Here is a 22,972-nt window from a genome sequence, read left to right as displayed (position 1 = left end):
TAACAGCCCGGAGCATCGGTGTCTCAGTCGAACAGACTAGTTGGAATGAGCAGAATTTTCAATTGAGGCAAGATAGGCAATGCGCGAATCGGCGTAAAAAAGGCCCCACTCCCTAGTACCGACAGTCACCAGCCGCCCTACCATCCCTAGACGTGGCGTTAGATTCCCAGGCGAACGGAAAGTTCCTCACAACCGGTAAGCATTTTAAGAAACTCACCTTTCGGGTGGTTTCGGGCCTTACTTTCTGTCCCCGCTGGGTACACGCTAATGCTGGCAAAACTGGTTAAGAACTTGAGAACGCGGAAGTCTGCGCGGGGGACACACCCCGGGCTGATTTGCTCCCAGCGTGCGAAAGGGGACAGAGCACCGGCTCACTGGCGGCCGGGGGTCGTTTCGGGCCTTACTTTCTGTCCCCGCTGGGTACACGCTAATGCTGGCAAAACTGGTTAAGAACTTGAGAACGCGGAAGTCTGCGCGGGGGACACACCCCGGGCTGATTTGCTAGCACTATACGCCTGGCTACGTACGGGTGCTCTGTCCCCAGCGTGCGAATGGGGACAGAGCACCGGCTCACTGGCGGCCGGGGGTCTGTCCCCGCGCGGTACGCTAATGCTGGCAATACTGGCCAAGAGCTTGAGAACGCGGAAAGGCTGCGCGGGGACACACCCCGGGCTGATTTGCTAGCACCGTACGCGTGCTCTGTCCACAGCGGGCGACTGGGGGACAGAGCACCGGCGCACTTCCGCTGGCAGGCGGAGCGCGATTGGGGGTCTGTCCCCGCACGGGACGCTTATGCTAGCAAAGCTACACATCCCTAACGTTTGCGGCTGACTTGCTCTTGCGTCAGCCAGTCGAGATCAACCCAGTAGTCGTCGCTGGACTCTCCTTCACCACCGGAATTGCTGTTGATGTAATTAATCACTAGCAATGCATCCAAGGCGGTGCAGAATCCGTCGCCATTGACATCGACAAAAGGCGGCGCTTGAAAATTGGCGGCCGCCAAATCGCGCGAACCATTCTGGTTGATCTCGTTGATGATCAACAGCACATCCAAGGGAGTCACACCGTCAACTGCATTGACGTTGTACTGGTTCTGGGGGTTCTGCCAGGCGTTGCCAGCAAACTCAAATCCAAAATCAATATCACCGGTCGTAGCGCCGCTGGTGACCGATGCAGCAATTTGGTTGCCGCCGCTGGTCACTGGTTGATAGAGCGAAGCCGGCGTAACTTTTACCAAGTAATTACCAGCAGGAACAAGTGGCAAAGAATATTGCCCGCGAGCATTGGTGTTGACCGTCGTTTCGGGGCCATAGCGCAAATTATCCAAGCGAACCGTGGTGTTGGCATGGCCACCAATCAGCACATAAGCAATGCTACTGGAGATCGATTCAACACGCAGCTTGGCAATTTGACCATTTGTTAATTTTGGACTGGTAAAGCGATCGATCAGGTTGCCGCTGCTATCGTACGCTTCCAGCCGCGCATAGGATGTCGAGTTCGTTCCAATGGCATCGATTTCCACCAGGCTCGTTGGCGTAGCGAAATCAACTTTCATGCGGCGAGTCGAAGTACTCCACGTTGCCGACCAACTTTGCGTCGACCTCGACCAGGCTCGAAATGTCTTAGTGCCCGTGCTGGTGGCGGCGTCGGCGAATATGCCAGCACGACCATCGGTATCATTGCCAACTGTCGATATGTTGACACCGGTGACCGATGTGGATGTCAGTGCCCCGTCCGGTAGCGCATCCGGTTCGATCAAACGGCGCAGGCTGAGTGACTGACCAGCCGCTGACTGCAGTTCGACGGTCCAGCCAGCTTCGCCCGCTTCATCGACATCGCGCACTCCATCTTTATCTGCATCGATCCACACAAAGCCATTGACGCCCGCTGCATTCACGGCATCGCTACGCGAGAATCGGCCTTGAAAAACGTTGCTCGATACGCCGCTGCGAGTATCAATGGCTCGAATCTCGATCGGCTGGCTGCCACTGGAAACGGGGATGCTCAAGTCCAGTTCCATTTCATATAGATTGGGACTGGAAACAGTTGTCCACGCGCCGCTGCCTATTCGATACTGAATGGCGGTGATCTTATTGATGGTGATGTCATTGCGCAGACCTTCCGAATTCAAATTCGGAAGCGTGCCAACCTTGGCAGAACCCTTGAACTTATAGCTGCTGGAAATTGTGTCGTAATAGCCCGTGCCACTAAGTTCCAGCGGCACATCCAGCACATCAAATATGCCATCGCCGTCGGAGTCTTGCCAACCGATCATGGCGAGCGTGCTAGCGGCACTGATGTGATTATCGAAAGCGGTATCCAGCAGCGTGCCCGCAGCCATAATGCTAGGCTGTTGCACAAACCCTGAGGTCGGATTATCGACGGCGTTCAGATTCTGAGTGTTGTAATATCCACGGCGTTCCGCGTATGTTGCTCCGCCAGCATATTCATCCTTGGCCCAAAACATGTGGCCCATCTCGTGCGAGAAAGTTGATACCGGACGCGTCGAGGGCGAAATCAGGAATAACCCGCCGGCAAATGCAAACGCTCTCTGAAACGAACCGCCACTGGCAAACAGTCCATCGGCATCCGCACTGGAATTGATCACGAACATCGTAAATGACCAATCGGTGCTCAGCTTCTCGCGCTGCGCGTTATTAAAGTCGCGCATGTTGGCTTCGAGCGTACTTGAACTGTTGAAGCCGACCGTGTTCAAAAACTCTTCAGTCCACAAACTATAGTCGTTGGAAACACGGCTAATGGGTTCGTAGCGCGTGGCTACCGGATTGCTCGCATACGTGGCGTCGATCACGAATTCCAAGGTGTGCACCGACTGCTGGGCTGCCAGCAGATCAACCCACCAGTTTGTAGCAGCTTGGACATTAGCCAGCGACTGTTGAATCAGCGCCGGGGTCCAGTTCTCGGTACTAGCATCCTGCTGGCCATTGCTCTCCAGGAAAACGGGGGTGACCGCTACGCGACCCAGCATGAACTCGGCCGTATCATGCTCAAAGGCACCGTAGGGCAAGCTGGCAAAAACGCGCCGCGGCTCCATGACCTCCAGACGCAATGCACGAGCCAAGCCTGAGTGCCGGTGGTTGCCCCAGCCTCGCCCGCACTCACTTGCATTGGGCTTGGTAGGACGATAGAGAGCTAGGAGCCGCCTGGAGGCATTTAAGAGTTTGTTCAGCATCGGCAACATGAGCTCCCACCACAGGAAACAGCTGCTCCGCACCCGTGGGGAGCACTCCAGCTATTATCGGGCCTTTGGCCCTTGAACTCTAGGGCCGAAAGAACAGCGGGAAAGTACGGCCGGGCGGCCGCTTTTCCGCGAAAACCGCCACTTCGTAGCCGAAGTCGCCAGACTTTGGAAGCGTGCCGAAAACACACATCCAATTTCCAATCGAAGTCGGCTACAAGCTAGACCTATTCCACATGCCTGAGTTTTAACGCTTGAAGTAGCTCGCCAGCCGCTGACGCAACATCCAGTTGGCTTGCGTGCTGACAACTTCATCAGCCAGTTCGCTCGCAGTGGAGTGGAACGAGGCCAAGGCCGCGTCACGTACTCCGGTGCTGTTAGAACTAGTAGCAGCCATCATCACCCCTTGGCTGTCATCCTCCGAAAACTCGGCAAAGAAAGCATCTGGAGTGTCTTCTTCAGCCTGGCTCTTGGAATCGATGGCAGGCGCTGCGCCCGTGGCAGGTGATTCACCAGCGGCTTGCGGTGCACCCAACTGCTCGATGCCATTGATCCACGAAACCGTGCTAACTTCCGCCACACCCGAACCCAGCTCGGCCTCACCTTCGCCGCTGCCGGTAGGCGGCAACGTGTTCAGGTAATTGATCACCAGCAGAGCATCGATCGACGTTACGTTGGCATCGCCATTAACATCGACGTACGGTGCGGCAGCGGTATGCGGCAAGGTCAGAACCTTGGGCAAGCTGCTGTTGAGGTAGTTGATCACTTGCAGGGCATCGATTGGCGAAACCCTACCGTCACCATTAACATCCAAAGCTTCAGTCTGATTCTTGTATGGGTTACCAACGATGGTAATCGCATAATCTTCCACTTCACCGTCTGGTGCCAACCCGGTTGGACTAGCTACGGCGGTTGCATCGGTGCTCATTCGGAAACGAGCGTAAGTCGTTCCATTGAGCGCGGAACTGGCGACGATAAACGACAGGCCTTGCGAAGTACCAGTGACTGCCAACCTGTCTGCGATGCGTTCCGTTGCCGCGAACACGCCGTCTTGGTTGTAATCGATCCAGCCTGACAAGAAGACTGTTGTGCCAGTTGGCCTCGTGATTTGAACCGAGATACTCGACTGGAAGGCAGCGACGAGGCTCGAGAAGGTCACACCGTCATCGAATTCGTCCGCATTAGGAGTCTTGGCATCCGCGTCAGGTCGTACATCGGCACCCAAGCTCAGACCAGGAACCACGGTATGCCGTGGACCATTGTTATCCCGCTTGGAAGCGTAACTTGGATCTGGCGCATCCCCATAGTCGAGTCCTTCGCCCAAGAATATGGTCAAGGTTGTTTGACCGTTCAGCTGATTTGGCTTGAGCACATTACCAGCCATATCGGTAATGGCCTGGATCAGCGTGGCTTGATCACCACTGACACTCTCGGCACCGGCGATCACTACGCGATCACCAAAGGCTGTGGCTGAAACCCCCGGCAAGTTCGCCGAGTTAATTGCGGCCGCAATCTGATTGGCGATGGCTACCTGATCTACCGATGCAGCTGCCGAAATCTTGATGGCCCGCGAAGCCGCCTGGCCAGGAGTTCCGGCTTGCCTTAACTGCGTCCCAGTTACGTTCAACACCGTGTTGGCATCACCACCGAGCACAACTAAGCCGTTACCGACATAGGTTGGCAGCAAGCCCAAGCCCGCATTGCGGATGGCCGTTGCTAATGCCTGGCCGATTGAGGCGGCACTAGCGCCAGCAGTGAAGCGGACTGCAGTTCTACCAGCAGTTACGACACCGTTGGTATCTAGTTCAAAGGTAACTGGCGAGGTGGTGCGATTAATGGTGAAGGTTTCGCCATCGACCAACGTAACCGGACGACCTGCAATCAGCGGAATCTGAATTCCGAACGCTGGCGCGACGCCAGGCTTGCCCGAGATGGTGATGCCGCTGGTGCCAACATCAAAGCTCGAAATTTCCGAACCGTCGATCTGTAATCGTCCCGAACCTAGATCAACGACGGTGAACTGTAGAGCTGCCGCCACGATCGCCGCTTGAATTCGCTGCGCCACCTCGGTAGGCGAAGCATTTGCAGTCAGCGAAATCGCAATATTGGCTGCATTGGTGCTACCGTCTTTGTCCAACTCAAAGGTCAGGCGACGTACACCATCATCGATAGTTAGCACAGAGCCTTCGACAATGTCGGCCACCAAACCGTCAGCACTGGGGATATTCAGTAGGAAGCCAGTATCCAGTTCAAAGGTAGTGACCTGGTCATTGGCATCGGTAATGCTGAACGTCGCACCATCGTTGTAATCTCGTCCACGCAGGGTCGAGACCGCAAACTCGCGTGAATTGATAAAGCGGATCTGATAAACGCTGCTGGAGGAGAATACCCCGGCCAGCGGTGTCAGGCGAATCACATTGGAGGTCGCATCGTAGCCGAAGCGATAGTCGATGCCTTCCACCAGCGGTACACCGTCTTGATAGACCAGCACCGATCCACTTGTCACCGTCGAATCATCGATGTTCGAACCACGATTTGGATCGCTGGGTTCCAAACCGTCGTACATTTGGATGTCGAAGTAGCTAGCGGTGAAGTTGGTCAACTCGATGACCGATTCAGCTGGATTGGTATCCAAGCCCGCGATGTCATTGTCAACCGGCGCCAACATCACAACCGATGGACCCACAAAGTCGGCTCGATCCATCGCACCGCGATCTTTGAAGACGTTCTCACCCAAACCAGACGGTGAAGCTACGGCAGGATCGTCAACGCGAAGCAGACCATTCACATCATATTGTGGAGCCAGGATTGGCGAAGCACCGATACCGATCGCGTTCTTGACCGTTACTAACGAGGTTCGATCTTGCAGCGAGTCGATCGCGCTGTCGATAATTGGCGAACCGCTGGCGGGATACACATTGCCGTTGGTAACATTGCGGAACACTTCGGTTGCATTGTCTACAACAATCGAGAACTGACCCGCGGTCGCCGCTCCACTCAAGTTAGCAGCGTTGCGATGGAAGACCATGCCACCGACCACGGTCGAGGCACTGCTGGCATCGATGTTCAGCCCCACACCCAAGTTGGTTAGAACGTTGTTGATCAGCGTAGGCGAAGCATTGTTGGTAACGCTGATGCCGGTTTCGGTTGGTCCACCCAGATCATTTCGGCCTTGTGTGCCTACGATCGTATTGTTGATAATGCGTCCGTACGGCACAGGGGCAACCACGCTGTTGGCAGTCGTGGGTTCACCAGCAATCGAGATACCACCACCCAAGTTATCCACGAACGTGCTGTTCATGATAACTGGGCCTGGCACCAGGCGATCCGTGTTCAAGGACAACAGGTTGCGTGTCGTGCCACCGATTGGATTGCCTTGAGCATCTCGACCGGCAGAGCTGATTTGAACACCGAAGCCGCTGGACTGGGAGATCTTCGTCGACTGAACAACAATTTGACCTTGTTGACGTTCGACGTTGGAATCGCCTTTGCCCTTAGAAATCGTAGTTGTCGCAATGTTAGTAGGCACATTGACGTTGGCTTGACCAACGAGAACCACCGTGTTGTTGGTTGTGCCCGTGGCATCGCTATTGAGCAACACTGCGCGAAGATCCAAGACCGACTGTACAGCGGCCGAGTTGATCAAGTCGCGGAAACGAGCAGCGATGACGCCGGCAGTTTCACTGCGCAGAGCTCCTGTGGTAACGTCGATCGCGGCGTTGCTGAAGGTGAACGGCAGGTTGCCTGGCTGTGGCGTCAGATTGTCGTCGATGTCATCCATTTCAAACGTCAGCGTGCGAGTTCCATCACTGATCGTAAAGGTTGAACCAGCGGCGAAGCTGCTGGCACCGTTGAAGCGTAGCGAAACTCCTTCACCGAGGCGTTCTTGCAGTGACAAGGCCTCCTGCAGGAACAACGTGGTTGGGAAGCCGTCCAACAGAGGTTGAGCGTATTCGGTGCCACCACGAATTTCGACTTGGTACGGTCCTACCAGAACTTCCAGATTCGGCAGATCGGGCTCAGTGCGAGTCAATTGCGGATCGGAGATGAAGGTCGTATCTACCGGTGCGTTGCTGATCATTTCACCGCGGCCAGCCAGGCCAATGATGAAGTCGTCCAGGTAAACGCCATCGAAAGCGTTATTTTGAGCGCGTAGGGCACCCGGATTGGCGTTGTTGCGATTGCCAGCGAAATCTGTCGAGGCATTAAAGGCACTGAACTCGTCACCGACAAAGCTAGTCGTGGCACCAAATGGTCCAGAATTTAACTGAGTCAGCGAAGGAGCTGGGCGGCCCGTGAAAGGATCGAACGAATCGTATTGAACTAGACCGGTCAGATCCAGCGTGTCACCCTGAAGTGGGAAGGCCAGCACGCTGCCATTGGCATAGGTCCTACCCAAAGCCGTTTGCAGAGCCTGTCCAACTTGATTGGCCGTCATGCCCACATTGACATAAACAGGTACGCCGCTGGTGCCCTGAGCACCCTGGATAGTGATACGTGAATTGGCAGGAGTGCTGACATTCGCGGCACCTTCCAACTGCAGGCGCGATCCAGACTGCATTACATTTAGTTGACGCAGAATGTTCAGCGTCAATTGGTAGTTGCCTGAGCTAGCTGCGGCACCTGTGCCAAAGACAGCTGGCTTGTAGGCACTGTTGCCCGAACCGCTAACACCGAAGTAGTATGTACCGTCTCGAGGTACGGTAAAGGTGATGCGACTGTCGGTTGATCCTGTACGGTTATCGTTGGCCGCCAGCTGATTGCCTTGACTATCAAAGACGCGCAAGAAGCTGTCTAGCGGGCTGCCGATGACCAGGGCAGCGACATCGGCTACCACCGTAGTGCCGCGTGCCAAATCAACGCGCACCAAATCGACATCGGCCGTCGGATCAGCCAAGGCCACATTGTCACCGATATTACCGGTGACCGTGATGATGGCCGAGTCGCCCGTGGTGGTACCAATCAGGGCCGTGTTGAGCGTATCGTTCTGCTCGGTCGCGGTCAGATTGATCAGCGCCTGCGGACGCGTGGCGGACTGAATGGCCGTCAGCAATGCCGCGGCAATCTGATTAGCACTCTGATTGACGTTATAAGTTACTGCCACATCGGGGCTGACTACTGGCACGCTGCCATCGGAGAAGACATAAGTAACGCCTTCGATGGTTACGCTATCGCCCGCCGTAATCGAGGAACCGGCCGGCAGTGACAGCGATGGTCCCATCTCGATTTCGAAGGTGTCGCCAGCAATGGTCACTGTCTGGCCGTCTTGCAAGCGGTCACCGCTGATCAGGCGCAGTTGTGGTCCCTTACCACCTTCCAAACCAAATCCAAAACCACCGGCCGAGGAGAACTCGACGCGAATCTTGACGTTGGCCTGGCCAGCAAAAGCCGCCAGCGGAACGCGTGCTTGTCGCCATTGACCGTTGTTATCAAACAATTCTTGAACATCGGTAGAAATGAACTCGCCGGCTGCATTGAAGTAGCCGCCCACGAATGTATCAAATTCATCGTCACCCGAATTTGGGCCGCGGGTTGAATTATTGGTCGCAGCCAATACCCATTGTCCATCTTCACCCGACACATACACTCGCAAGGCGTCGCGCATGTAGTCCGTCTGGCTCTGTCCCAGCGGCAAGGCGGCGTTGGCGTCTTCCGTTTCGAAACGATAGTTGAAGTACAACATGGGCAGATCGCCCGAGGACAGGCCACTCAAGTCAACTGTCTGACTTTCGATCGCGCCGGCGGCGCCACCTGGGAAGTTGTAGTTATTGCGGATTCCAGGATCAGTGACGCTCGAGTAGTTCACTCCGTTAGCGCCAGGTGATTCGAATCCAAAGTACAAGCTGTTACCACCTTGAACCGCGGTGCCTCGGCTGGCATCGGGAGTTACAGGCAAACCATGACCAGCTTCGCTGCCACGTTGCGACGAAACGTGCCACAAGTTGTAGTCCAGCGTCGAGAAGGTAAGGCCGGTAACACCGAACAGGCCAGTGTCGACGCTTGTCGCACCGCCAGCGAAGATCGGCAACAAACGGCCCGCCGTATCGAAGGCGAACATCACTCCGTTTTCATCGATGCCAAACAGCGTTTGAGCAAACGCGCCGTTCTGCAAGCGAGTTGGACCGGCCGTCAAGCCGGCAAAGCGAATACCGAGCAGTTCATGGGAACTGGTGAGATAGGTACCGACATTTCCAGTGGCTAACGATGTCGGCGAATTGACACGGTACAAACCGCCAGCGTCGCTGACTGCGAACATTACACCGTTGATGACCGCGATACCAGTTACTGTTCCACCAGGTGCTCCGGCGTTGAACAATGGTCCGTTGTCGGTCACCGTTGCGCCAGTGAGATTAACTTGCACACCGGAAATCGTGGCCGTCAGACCAGGAATACCCGAAGAGTTGATAGCAATCACCATGCGGGCTGCGATATCGGCCGCCGAGTCGGTTGCCAGGAACGGTACCTTGATGGCACCTGGGCTGACGTTGCCCGAGCTGCCCACATCGGTGAAGATCCCCGCATTTTGCATCTGCGTAAAATCGCCGACCAGTGCCCCTTGGAACATCAATCGATTGCCTTCAGCCGATACCGTAATCGCACTGGTAACACTTTGTGCAATCGCATCGACCACTTGCTTGTACGAGCTGGTTTCGCTGATCGCAATGGCGATCGCGCCCGGTGAAACGCCTGGAGTTCCTTCAGCGGTATCAAATTCGTAGGTTACCCCGTCCAGCTTGAACTGCAGTCCGTCGGTAATGCGCGGGCCGGTGGTGGGGTTGTAGTTGACCAGGACTTCTGGGCCCGAATCAAACTCGAAGATCGCAGTGAAGTTGGATGAATCCAGCAGAGTGAACGACTCGCCATCGCGAATGACTCGCGTCGTCACACCCGAAGTGGAGACAGTGGTCGCTTCGCGAGCAATCAACCCTGTAACCGCTGCGCCCAGAGTTCCCGTCTCGATATAACCACGCTCACGCACGGCAGTACCAGCACCAAAGGCACGGGCGATGTCTTCTTTATCAGCCGCGGGTGCACTGGTCGCTGCCCCCGACACTTCATTGAATTCGTAAATTACGTTTTCCAGATAGCTGACACCCGGACGCGTGGTGCCGACGTTATCGCGTGGAAATTGAATACCGCGACTTCCGACCAACAAACCACGTTCTTCACCACCAATGCTGGCGAAGGTGATGGCGTTGGGATAGATACCGTCGTTACTATCGGCGGCGTTGGTATCAACGACGTGGAATGTGGAAAGTCCCAGATCGCCATCATCGGTAACCGCGGCTGTACCTGGGTCGATCTGCAAGTAGTCCATCAAACCGTCTTGATCGACGTTAACGTTGGTGGGCTGCGGCGAAATATCGAAGGCTTGCAATTCACCGTTGAAGCGGAAAGCCAAATCCTGCACGTTGTTCTGGAAACGACCTACCGTATTGGCAACCTGGCCGGTCATTGGATTGACCATGTACAGGTTGGTCGCATTCGTGTTGACCACTTGGCTAACGTATAGGTTCACATCGCTCAAATTGAACTGAACGTTGGCATTGCCAGAGGAGAACAGAACTGGTGTGGCAGGCGGGACCGCAGTCGAACCACCCACCGAACCAATGTGATCTTCGGCGATCAACTGAATGCCATTGGTTGGCTGCAAGCGAATGGCAGCCGTGGCTCCGCTGACGGTGGCGTTGGTGTAAGCCTGCAACACTTGTGGAACCATGTTGCTATTGGTTACTGCCAAGAAGTATTGGCCCACTGGCAATTCAACAGAGCCGATGTATGGATCCAATGAACCCGAGGAACCACGCGACAGGTCAGTATCGCTGGAGGTGTTCAAGCCACCGGCCTGATCATCCACCATGTTGCTTCCCAGTCCACCCAGGATCAGGCGGCCCGTGCTGTCGAAGACATAGATCGAAGTATCCGGTCGACCGATGCCGTCGGCGTAGTCCACATCGAAGACGGTCGAGAAGTACTCGCGGAGTCCGGTTGGGCGAATAGCTGTGTAGTTAATGCTGAAGCTGTACCAATCGACATCCGAGAACGACGAGGTCAGGTTGCCAGCGATGCTGATGGCCTGCTTGTCGGTGGTCAACAGATTTCCCAGGGCTTGCGCAGTGCCCAATGTATCGTTGGGGTTATCGGATTCACTGGTTTCACCCAGCAGCGGCGAATGACGAGTGCCTTCGATCTCGATGCCATTAGTCGCATAGCGCATATCGGCAAACGTCACGCTCGAACCTGGAATCTCGTCTTCTTCGCGCAAGCGGAGTTGCAATTGATATGCACCTCGGGTCAGACCGGCGCTGAGGAAATCGGGATCGTGCAGACGCGAAACAGGATCAGGTGGCAACTGCAAATCGGGGTTGCCCGCTCGCAGATTGCTGCTGCGCACGCGGATGTGGTATTGAACCACCGAACCAGGCTCGCCTGGCAGGACTACGCGCATTCCAGCATCGCGAGGATTGGTGCTGTACAGATCTTTTGCTGCACCTAAGGCACTGGTCAGATACAACTCAGTCGTACTCTTACGCAACGAGTGTACCGACTGAGCAGCCAGATCACTGGAGGAGTAAAGCAAAGACGGATTGGCTTCTTCGTCCAGCGAATTGTCCGACAGAGCCAAGATTCGGCCATTGGAGTCAATCAGTTCAACGACTGTATCCAGCGAATTGAGCGTACGATCGATGTCCAGCCAGACTTCCGTTCCCGCCGAAGCTCGGAAGCTGTAGACATCCAGGTCGGAGCCTTCCGAGATAACGCCTTGGATTTGGAAGCCCAAGCGACGAGTTTCGTCACTGGTGTTCAAATTCGGTGCCAACTCGCCGAGGTATTCGCCTGTTTCTGGAGTGGCATTTGAACCTGGACTGACGGCTCGCGGCGATTCAATTTCAGTCGCTACTGCTACGTTGCGGTCGTTGCTATTGGCGCCGACCAACACGCTGCGCCAATCACCAGGTGCCGCATCATTGCCGCTGGCCTGCGCCACAATTGTGGTAATCAGTGCATTGGAGAAACTGGTCGTCGTTGTGCCACCGACTTGAATCTGTTCGATATCGCCCGCAATACCTTGAGCTGCGTGAATCAGATCGACATAGTCTTGGATCGTCGTACCGGAAAAGAATGGATAGTCCAAGGCGAAGCCATTAGGCGAAACCGTGTATCCACCTTGACCATCAGCAATGTATGCCTGATCTTTGAAGTCCAAAGCCAACGCTTGTCGGCTATTGGCATCAAAGAACTGGGATTCGACGATACCATCCAAAATTGCGCCTTTGCGTCGCAACTTGGTCAGCGTGGACGCAAAGCTCTTGGTGGGATCGACGATATCGCGATCTTCGTTGGTAACCAGAATCACGAACTTTTGGCCAGCCTGACGGAACGTATAGTTATCCAGTGCATACTCAATGGCCAAATAACCGTCTTCGATCGCGCCTGAAGCTGTTAGCGTGTTAATCCCAGTTGCATATTCAGTTGCATTTCCCCACTGCGACGAGCCAGTGCCGATCAACACTTGCTCTGGTGTGAAGTCGGTAAAGGCACCACCATAGGCAACCAGACCGTAACGGTTGGCACCCTGACTGGATGCACCAATCCCAGCGGCAATAAGCGCCGCATCCAAGTCCTGAATCAACTGTGCAGAAAACTGTTGTGCAAAGGTCATCGACCCGGAGTCATCCATGACCACGACCACGTCTGCAAATGGCGCAATGGTCGTAGTACCGCAAGATGAGTTCAGCGTATCCGTTTGTGGCAAACCACTTGGTGTAAATCCAACTCCTACCGTACAGTCGTTGATGGATGTCATCAAAACAGGATTGCCTGGCGTACCGATCAATTGCACTGCACCGCCAATGCGATCGACATTATCGATCAACTCACCGTTGGCAGTAATGCCGGCACCATCCAATTTCACAACCAAACTTTGAGTCGCGCTGCTTTGCAGACGCAAGCCGCCGAAGGTGTGGAAGTTTGGAATTTCAATATCATCGCGCACAGCATGCACGATATCGGTGTCATCCCAGACACCTTCAGTGGTCAATATACCTCCGCGAACAACCATCGCATTGACCGAATTTCGGTCCATGCGGTTGCCTACAACCAGTGGACCTTGATTGTCCAAGCGGTCATTCGTTCGGCCCAGTCCGCCAGTAGCGCGACCTGGATCGGTGACTATTGTGCTATTGAGCGCGCTGACGTTGATGCTGAACGCGGCCGCGTCGTTGTCGACTAAGACATTGTCAACCAATACGGGTTGAGCACCCCGTACAAAGACGGCCGACGCGTCGTTGGTGCCACGGCCTCCACGATCAGAAGTGCTGCCACTGGAATTACCCGAGGCGTTCAGTTCCAAACGCGTGTTCGACAAACGCAAATCAGCTTGCTGGGCTTCCAAGGCCGAGAACTCAGCAAAACCACCTTCGATGCGAGTCGTACCGCCACCGTAAGCGACTACCGCGTGATCAAAACTAGCTGTCGAGGTTGGAGCCAGATAGATACCGCCCCAGTTGCCTTTGGCTGCTGCCTGGCTGGAGGTCGAGGTAGCAAACGTTCCACCCGCACCGTAGCGGGTATCGCTGGTCGAGGTGAAGATGACTTTGCGATCCGTTGATCCTTCTGCAATCAACTGCGCGCCGAATTGCACTTCGATGCGTGAGCCTTGCAGTTTGACAACCGTGCCACCATCAATGGCCAAACGTCCATCGAGTCGCGAACGCACGGAGACGGTCTTCTCAACCAGTGGCGAACCGAGGCTGGTACCGGTGTCCACAATGGTCGTGCTGCTGGCGTTTAGTTCTCGCACGAGCACATAGTTGCCAGTGCCCGTTGCATCGCTGCGATACAAGCGGCGAGCGACGAACGAGGTTCCCGAGCGAACTGGTGGCAGGTTCTGCAAAACGATCGAGGAACCGGCAGCGACCGTCAGCGAACTGGTGGCCATCGAGGCCACGCTCTCGTTGCCACTGGAATCGACATAAGTGATGCGGTAGTTGAATGTGCCGGCGGGCAAAGTCCCACCGGTTTGCTGGGTCAACGTGACGATGGTCGTCGGTGGTGCATTGGAGTCAGACAGATAGCCGCCAGGGGTCCCGGCGATTGTCAAGTTCTCAGGAATGATGTGCACGATATCGGCATCATCGAAGCGGCCCGCGACGGTCATCGTTTCCAGAGTGCTACCGGTGGTGCGCACCCGGACTTGTAGACCATTCAGCGAATTGCCGGTGAGCGTGTTGCCGTGAATCTCGGGACCCACGCGGCTATAGTCAGCCGCAAAGACACCGGCCCGCTGTTCATCTGGCGTATGGAAATTGGATTCCAGGAAACTGTTGGGCGTAGCACTCATCGCCGCATCAGCGCTGGAGGTGATCGTGCTGTATACAACCGACGGACGTGAGTCGACCATCTGAATCGGTGTGATCGATTGCGAAACACCATCGACGACTACTTGACCACCCCCGTAGCGAACGTCGGCATGGCTAACCCAGTTGACAAACTGACCGAGCTTCTCGAAGTTCTTGCGAGTCTCGTCTTGCGAATCGATACGATTGCGGAAATCAATGCCACCCCAATCACCGGCCAGCGGCGCATTGCCGTTGCCAGTGTTAGTACCCAACGTAGCATCGGCGATCGACGTGAAGTACACGCTGCCCGAAGAGGCCAGCCCGGTCGCATCCTTCAGGACGGCCCCGTTGGCATCGACCAACACTGGTGTACCCAGAACCATCAAGCTACCACCGCTGCGATCGACGCTAGCCGACGTGCTACCGACTCCCACACGTGCGCGGCGCATCTTCAGAATGGCACCAGCATCGATAAAGACGCTGACATTTTTGGGCACTTCGAAAGTCGTGCCGTCCGGCAGCGGTGCTCCTAAAGCTGTGAAACCGATTTCATACGCCAGGTTATCGGCCACGGTGTTTAGTTTGCCGTCGGTTCCACCGTTGCCCACGATGCGAACCACATCGCCGGCTACGGCGGCATTCAGAGCATCTTTAATGAATTTATAAGGCGCTGCCAAGGTTCCGTTACCGCCGGCAGCTGCTTGCTTGTCAACAAACTTAGTACTGGACGCATTGCTGGGGCGGAACCAGTAGTCAAATACTCCACCGGGTGCGCCATCGGCATCACCGTCAAGAGCTACACCCGGTCGATTCAGGGTGCTCACTTCATTCAACACTTTGTCAGGCTCGAGGCTCGCACGGAAGTCCATGCGCAGCTGATAACTGCCTTCCGATCTGCCGCCCAAACCAGTATCAGCGATCGTCGGATCGTATTGATTGTTGCCGCTAGCACTCACGCCTACGATGTAGATGCCAGCGCCTAACTCCAGTTCGACAAAGGAGTCGCTGCTGTAGTAGTCATCGTTGGCCGCGATCTCTTCCCACTTGCCACTATCGAGTTGTCGATACAAGCGGATCTGCGTGTCCAGCAAACTGGCCGAACTCATGCGCTCGGCAAAGGCTTCGATCGAAATGCGACCGGAGGTCGGCAAACGGAATTGATAGAGATCGATATCCTTGCTGTCCGGACGGAACAAGTACTGACCATGAACGATTTCCGCGTCACCGGGGATAACAATTTCGGTACCTACTCCGGGAGCGAGAACGCTATCGAAGGCTTGCGTCGTGAAACCTTCTAGATCATCGGTGCCTCCCAAGCCCAGTAGATTGCCAATGCCTTGAGCCACTGCGCGACTAAAGGCACCGCCAAAGCTGCTATCAGTAGAACCAGAGAAGTCCTGGGAATCCAGAACCGTCGCCAATTGACCGGTGGTGGCCAGAATCCCAGACTCCAAGTACTCCGCGCCCACAGAGTTGAGCGTAATAACGCCCGAAGAAGCGGAGAGGCTAGTCTCAGGGAAAGGTCGCACTGCCCGCGTATCGCCCACAGCGATGGTCATACCCAGGTTTTCCGTCTCGACAAAACGGACACCCAGATAGCGTTCGTACAGCGACAATACTTCGCGTGCTCGTTGCTTCTGCTGATCGGTTATCGAGTTGAGCAGCGTCGTACCACTGAAACTTCCAAGCTGAGTCTGGAAGTTGTAAAGCACGGTGGTTGTACCATCGGTCGAATCTGCCGCTGCCAAATCGCCAATCGTAAAGACTTGTCCGTTCTCAAATCCCCAGCGGCGACGGAAGTGATCCTGCATACGGTTGTAGCGACCACCCACTTCATCACTGCCGCCAGCAAAATCCAAAACGTAGGGTGTGGCGTTATTGATTTCCGAATTGATGAGCACTGACTGCGAACCGCTGGACAATGGCCACAAACTGGTCAATTTATCTGCACCCGCAAAGGTGTCAGATGCGTCGGCCCCCGGCGTGTAGCTCACCGGCGGCAATGGCTTGGGATCATTGGTGCCAATGCGCAAGCGCAGCTCACCCAACGACAGAGGATTATTGTTCGACGGATCAACCAGCTCGCTCAGGTTACGTGAGAAATTCAGCATCGCCCGATCGGCATCGGGGTAGTAGCGAATAGACGACGGCAAAATGGGTGGGGAATCGTCGGTATTGGTCAGCGTACCGGCGAGATGATACAGCTGGTAGAACTGAGGACTCAGAACGTCCGGGCTGATGGGTTCACCACTCTGCAACACGATGACGTCACTGTTTTGGAAGAACAAAGCCGGACGCTGCACCCGCAATTGATCGATGGTCAAACCGTTGACCGTTCGGATCGCGCCTGGATTAATCAAATCGTCATTATTGAAATACACATCGATACGGTTGGATGCTTGGGTCAATTGACCTTGCGCGTTACGCTCAACCGGCTGCGGCACAATCGACTGGATCTGTGCACCCAGGTCCAATTCAAAGGCCACCGACTTGTCGATGCCATCGTTGAACGCTTCGCCGTTTAGATTCAACAGAGCTCGCGAACCACGGCCGAGAATTTCGATGCGATAGCGGTCGTCCGGCAGCGCCGAAGCGAAACGCATGATGACTTCGCGGCTGGTATCGCCTAGCCCAACATAACCAGGAATAATCTCTACGTCGCTAACACCGCTGAGCACCAGTGGCGAATAGGCAGTTGAAAGGGTGCCCAAACGAGTTGCACCAATTCCACTGATCAACGTCGCTTCCACTAGCGCACCCGAAGCGGAATTACCATTGAGGGCCGCGATAAAATCATTCACTGTCGACGCATTGCGAGAATTGCTGTTCAGCTCGACCGTAATTTTCTTGCCAGCCACGGTGACGATCGGCGATCCTGGACCGCCAAAGTCACGCGACTTCACTTCGACTTCGATTCCGATCCCATCCGCACCGCTGTTCTTGGCATTGAGCCGCACTTGCAAGTTGGCGCCAGTACCAAAATCCGTGGTTACCTTGGCCGCATTGGCACCACCCAGCACCACTGGCGTGGTTGTATTGACGGTGCGCCCGATGGCGAAGGTCGTCGAACCCCGCAGACGCAGAGCATAAACCAGATTGGTAACCGAGTTGCTGGCGATCGATTGATCAAAGGCGCGCACCAAATCGTCAACGCGCGTTTCCAACAGCGGGTTGCTGTTAACTTCCACCGACACATTGCGACCATTGACACGCACGACCGGCGCACGACTGTCGCTGCGATTGACCTGCGTGAACGAAATCTGAATTCCATTGCCAACCTGACCGGGCTCGGCAGCGTAAAACTCCACCAACACCTGTCCGCCCGAGCCCAAATCGGTAGCCATGCTCGCGCGTTCGAATTCCCCGTCTTCGCCGCTACGAATAATTCGAATTCCATCGAGCGAATTCGGATCCAGACCGGCGCGGTCGTCAAAACGAAACACCAGTTCGTTGGGCGCAATCTGGCGCACTTGACCATCGACCAACAGGCTGCCCTGGTTGGGCTGAATGCCCAGTAACTGCGGACCGACAGCCATCAGCTGCCGTCCTTCAAGCGCCTCGAGCAGCATGCGCCGAGCAGCAAGCTGCTTGTGTAACCGCTTGCGGATCAACGTTTTACGGTTAGAAATAGCTACTTGAGCGGAACCGCCAATGGCCATGAATCAACCTCTCGCAGGAGCGCTGGAAGCACAGCGAACCGAATAGTCCGAATAGGAAACCACCCGCTCGCCAGTCGCCTTCAAATCGCGAACTAGGGCAAATGGGGTAAATAGGCAAAATGAGAGCCTCACGTTGGATTTTAATTGGGGGCGGGTAGTTTGCAATGAAACCCCCAGCTGCTGACGCGCTCGAGATGAGCACTGCTCGAAAAACTGCCCCTACAACCGGACCAGCCTGCCGGTCACCAGGACGGCCCACCGAGCCTCCCAAACCCTACCACCCGAAAAACCCATACGTGAAAGCTGACAGAGCCCTTGGAGTCCCCAACAGCGGGAAAAGTTCCATCTACAAACCACTCTGTGATAAGCTAGGAAAGTCGCCAAGCTGTCCTCAAATTAGCCGCCACCCAAAAGAACTACATTGAGAAGCACGAAGCCTGTCCCCGAACCCAAATCGGTCGCCAACCCCTCACGCGGGGAGCCAGACGGGCGCATTCTGGCGGTCGGCGATATCCACGGCTGCCTTAAACCATTGGAAGCGCTGCTGGAGGCCACCCATCTGACTGCCGATGACACACTGGTAGTCCTGGGAGATTTTGTGAATCGGGGGCCAGCAACTTGCGGCGTGATCACCCGACTCATTGAGTTGCGGACCGAGATCCATCTCATCACGATCCTGGGCAACCACGAAGAGCAAATGTTGGATGCCCGAAATGACCCCAGTGCTCTGACCGGCTGGCTGGCCATGGGTGGCCATGAAACGCTGCGTTCGTACGCCACGGCAGAAACTGAATCTCCCACCCTGGCTGATATCCCAAGCGAACATTGGAGCTTTCTCGAGGCGGCGTTACCCTACTGGGAATGTCGAGAATTTATTTTTGCGCACGCCGGCTATGAACCGCAATTGCCGATGGAACACCAGGCCTCGATGGCTTTGCGTTGGCTCAGCCTGCATGAGCGCACGCCGCTGCCGCACTGCTCAGGCAAGACAGCCATCGTCGGCCACACGCCCAATCTGCACGGCAGAATTGTGGACTTCGGGTTTCTGCGCTGCTTGGATACCGGTTGCGGTCTGGGCGGACTGCTCAGCCTGATGGACGTGCGTACCGGGCAACTCTGGCAATGCCCAGAGAACAGCGAAAAAGTTATCTGGGGATAGGGCGGTGAATTCTATCGAAAACCTGACGGCTTCCGCTACAGCTGCGGATCTATTCGAAAGCCTTGACGGCTTCCGCTACAGGCTACTACGTGGCGATCAACTTTTGGGCCAGCGGGCTGTCGCGGTCGCTGCCGAGCTTGAATAAATGGCTGCAGCCAGCCAGATAGGGAGCTCGCCATTTGGGGCTTAGCAGTTGGTAATCCTCTAGCGCGACTGAGCTGAACTTGTAGTCGTGTGCGTCGGTCCCTTTCAGGAAGATCAACTCTCGAGCCGACTGCACTAGTTCGCGGGCCACGCCCGGGTCCTGAGCCAAACTCAAAATGGCTTGCGCGTTCTTTTGTCGATCGCTGGATTGCGCCAGTAAACGGGCCGGGTCAGCGTCCACTTTCTCGATCGATAGCTGATCGATCTGCCCTTCGGCCAGGTTGCCGCGAGCTTCCGCTGCCGCGGTAAAGTGGGCGAGGAACGAAACGTTTTGCAGGAGCAACCACTTCTTTAATTCTTGATCACCCACGCTCGACATCAAATACGTCAGGGCATTGGTGGTGGTGACCGCGTGCAAAGGCACGATCGCCGGCTGACGCATGACCAGTTCGGCCGAAGCCAACATGACCGCATCGCTGATCGACTGCGGATGGGCACTGGTGCCGACAATCTCCAGGGCGGCTTGGGCAGCCGGCACCGGTTGGCTGGAACGGAGCGTTTTGAGCAACTCCAGGGTGGCCGTTTCGCTGGGTCGACCAGCCTCCCAGGGGGTGGTCCACTGCTTTACGAGTTGCCAGTTGGCGCGGCCAGCTTGATCGACTGCATACTCATGTTGAGACGGATTCTCGTCGCCTTGATGGTTGAGAATTGCATAGGCGAGCGAGCGGATGATCGGTTCGGCATGCTGCCAGCCAATCACATCCAGAGCGCGAAACGCGGCGGCTACGTAGATCGACTTGTGGCCAATCGAGCGAAAATCGCGGCTGGCGTAACGAGCCAGCACATCGAGCAACTGACTGCGCGACGCCGTGCGAGCGGCCGCCGCTGCGGCATGATCCGCAGCTTCGACATCCCAGTTCTCAAGGGCTTTACTCAAAGCATCAAGTGATTTCTCCGGCGCTGGCAGGTTGGCCTCATCGACTTTGGCCATGGTCCAGTTACCTTCGCGCACATCGGTCGCCTGCGCACCTTTGAAGTTATCGATGGCCCACAACAACGGTAACCAGCGATATTGATCGGCCGCAGCCAGACTGGCTTGGTGCGTCGCATAGACCACTAACACGCAATGAAATTTAAAGCCGACCGCTGGGCGCGGCTGCACATTTCGAATGCCGGCCAAGAACAGCGCAGCCAAGAGATCACTATAAGTGCGTCCGGATTTGATGTTGTCCAACACCTTGTCGATGACGCTCTCGCGCGGAGTCTCTTCGATCAAACGCACCAGCGGCTCGATCTCAGGGCGAAAGCGAACCATATCCGACTCGACGTGCAGTTGGTCGTCACCCAGAGCTGGCATAGTCGTTAAGCGCGATGAGGCCAGTGACAGACTGGCAGCCATGGCCGAACTGCCTAGCACAAATTTTCTACGATCCGCCTTAACCATGACCTTAGCTCCACAAATGAGATCCGACACTCGTTGGCAAGCTCCGAGTCGTTAGAATGAACTCGACGTGGTCCTGGTCAGTTTGTCAGAGCTTTGCCCGCCACAGCCCAATGTCCTTTGTACTACTAATTCGCCATGACTGCCACCAATTCGGATAATAATACGCGCACGACAGCCTGCGGTCCTTCGGGCGACGACTCCCGGCAGGCGCTGCCTAACGTGATCCAACTGTCACGTCGCGTGCTCACACTCAGTCTGATCGCAGTCACTTTGATACCAGTCACGTTAGCAACAACGGTGTGGCTGGCGATTCCCTCCACGCCGGAACCGCTATTGCCCGCCGAGCTAACCTTGGAACCGGTGCCTTGGCCGCCGACAGGAGATGATGTCAAACTGATGCCGGGCGTGCACGTGCACAATCCTACTGAGCAGGCCTGGACCAATGTATCGATGGCGATCAACAAGCAGTTTTATTTCTACAGTCCAGATCCCATCCCCGCTGGCGGCGACTTGCGAGTGCCCTTGGCTTTCTTCAAAACCTCAGGCAATCAACCCTATCGCCCCACCGTCGTGCCGATGCGAATCATGACCGTCTATGCCCAGCAACCCAGCGGTCAACGAGCCATCTTGGATGTCAAGTATTGATTAGTTCTGTGCCCTAAGCACGTCGACAAACTGCGCAGCCTGTTAACACCGCGGCCGCGAACTACATTCTGCTATAAGACTACACTTAGTGTGTAGTTCAGATCGCTACCCGCGATTCCTGTTTGTGCCCTGTTGCCGAATTGGAAGTGTCGACGGGCTGAGCACCGTTGGTACCACCAGCCCCACTTTTACGGCGATCATCCGAGAGAACTTGAGCGTACTCGGCGCCAAAGAAGATGATCGATACACCCCAGTAACACCACAGCAACAATGCGATGAAGGAACCGATGGCGCCATAAGCGGTCGTGTAGCGGACTCCGATCAATACTGCGCCGAGCAACTGGCGGCCAACTTCCCAAACAATAGCGGCCAGCAATCCGCCGCGGAATGCATCGGACCAGAATATGCGCCGCTTGGGCAGCCACTTGTACAGCAAGCCGAAGACGGCTGCGTTGAGCAACAACGTCAAACAAGCATCCAGGCCGCTGAGCAAACTACTGCCCGGCATATGCCACTGCGTCATCCAACCTTGAACCAAACCAACGGCCACGTTGACCAGCAGGATCATGGCGATGGCCAAGCCAACACTGCCCAACAAGCAGAAGGCAGAAAAACGCTGCTTCAAAATGCGGCCCGCAGCTGACCACCAATTGGCATCTTCCTTGGGTTTGCAGCGCCAAATGCGATCAAAGGCTCGCTCGAATTGATAGAACACTCCGATGGCAGCCAGGATCGCAGTGATCAGTCCAAACGGACCGCCGACGACCGATTGCTCGCGCAGTTGCGACAAGACTTCACGAACTTGCTGCTCAAGCGTTGCCGAACAGTGCTCGCCCACCACCGCCAGAATCTGCAGTTCGGCATCATGGCCCACGCTAGTGAAACGAAAGACTAAGCCTAATCCGGCTGTCAGCAGCAGCAGCATTGGAAAGAGCGACAGCGCGAGATAGTAGGCGACGCCCGCAGCCATCGCGCCCGCATCATCCGCTTGCCACTTTTTGGCCGCAGCGATCACACCCCAGAAGACCTGCTTGCCATAGCCGACCGAATAATCGGTTACGGCTTGCACCGGCGCGTCGGGCATGACGATTCGCAACTGCGGCAAATTGCCGAAATGAACTTTGCGCGTTCTGGCCGGTTGCGGACGCGCGGTGCTATGCGTATTGCTGTCCGCAGTGCGATGCGTAGTGCCGTCCGCCTCGGCCGACTTGCGGTCGCTTTGGGCGTTATCCCAATTGGCGAAGTAATTCTGCGGCATAAACGTCCGTGTCGGGAGTGCGACTGGTGGCATAGGTTGGCATGGCTGTGCCGAGGGTGGGCACTCCATGCTTACGCTATACCAAAATGCAACGCCGTAAGCCTATGCCAGTATGCGCCAGC

Annotated in this window: 6 protein-coding genes; 2 read left to right on the top strand and 4 right to left on the bottom strand. The window is 55.7% G+C overall.

Annotation, left to right across the window (positions count from 1 at the left end):
* Window positions 1–814: 814 nt before the first annotated feature.
* A complete protein-coding gene (locus SH573x_RS04190) occupies window positions 815–3,055 on the bottom strand; it encodes a dockerin type I domain-containing protein (RefSeq protein ID WP_479353077.1) in 2,241 nt (746 codons plus the stop codon).
* Between the two features lie 391 nt (window positions 3,056–3,446).
* Complete coding sequence (locus tag SH573x_RS04185) at window positions 3,447–18,200, bottom strand: dockerin type I domain-containing protein (RefSeq protein ID WP_479353076.1); 14,754 nt, start codon at window positions 18,198–18,200, stop codon at window positions 3,447–3,449.
* Window positions 18,201–18,621: 421 nt separating this feature from the next.
* Here SH573x_RS04185 and SH573x_RS04180 point away from each other — a divergent pair, with 421 nt between their 5' ends.
* Complete coding sequence (locus tag SH573x_RS04180; RefSeq protein ID WP_479353075.1) at window positions 18,622–19,359, top strand: metallophosphoesterase; 738 nt, start codon at window positions 18,622–18,624, stop codon at window positions 19,357–19,359.
* Window positions 19,360–19,444: 85 nt separating this feature from the next.
* Here SH573x_RS04180 and SH573x_RS04175 read toward each other — a convergent pair whose 3' ends face one another.
* Complete coding sequence (locus tag SH573x_RS04175; protein WP_479353074.1) at window positions 19,445–20,947, bottom strand: hypothetical protein; 1,503 nt, start codon at window positions 20,945–20,947, stop codon at window positions 19,445–19,447.
* A gap of 135 nt (window positions 20,948–21,082) precedes the next feature.
* Here SH573x_RS04175 and SH573x_RS04170 point away from each other — a divergent pair, with 135 nt between their 5' ends.
* Window positions 21,083–21,592 carry a hypothetical protein gene (locus SH573x_RS04170; RefSeq protein WP_479353073.1) on the top strand — a complete coding sequence of 170 codons (510 nt, stop codon included), beginning with the start codon at window positions 21,083–21,085 and terminating at the stop codon, window positions 21,590–21,592.
* A gap of 97 nt (window positions 21,593–21,689) precedes the next feature.
* On the opposite strand, the gene SH573x_RS04165 is transcribed toward SH573x_RS04170, so the two are convergent.
* Window positions 21,690–22,850 (bottom strand): YihY/virulence factor BrkB family protein, encoded by a 1,161-nt coding sequence (locus SH573x_RS04165; protein ID WP_479353072.1) that lies wholly within the window; start codon window positions 22,848–22,850, stop codon window positions 21,690–21,692.
* Window positions 22,851–22,972 lie beyond the last annotated feature (122 nt).

It is taken from the genome of Rania fehmarnensis (assembly GCF_056494185.1).
This window is presented reverse-complemented; position numbering and strand designations above follow the sequence as displayed.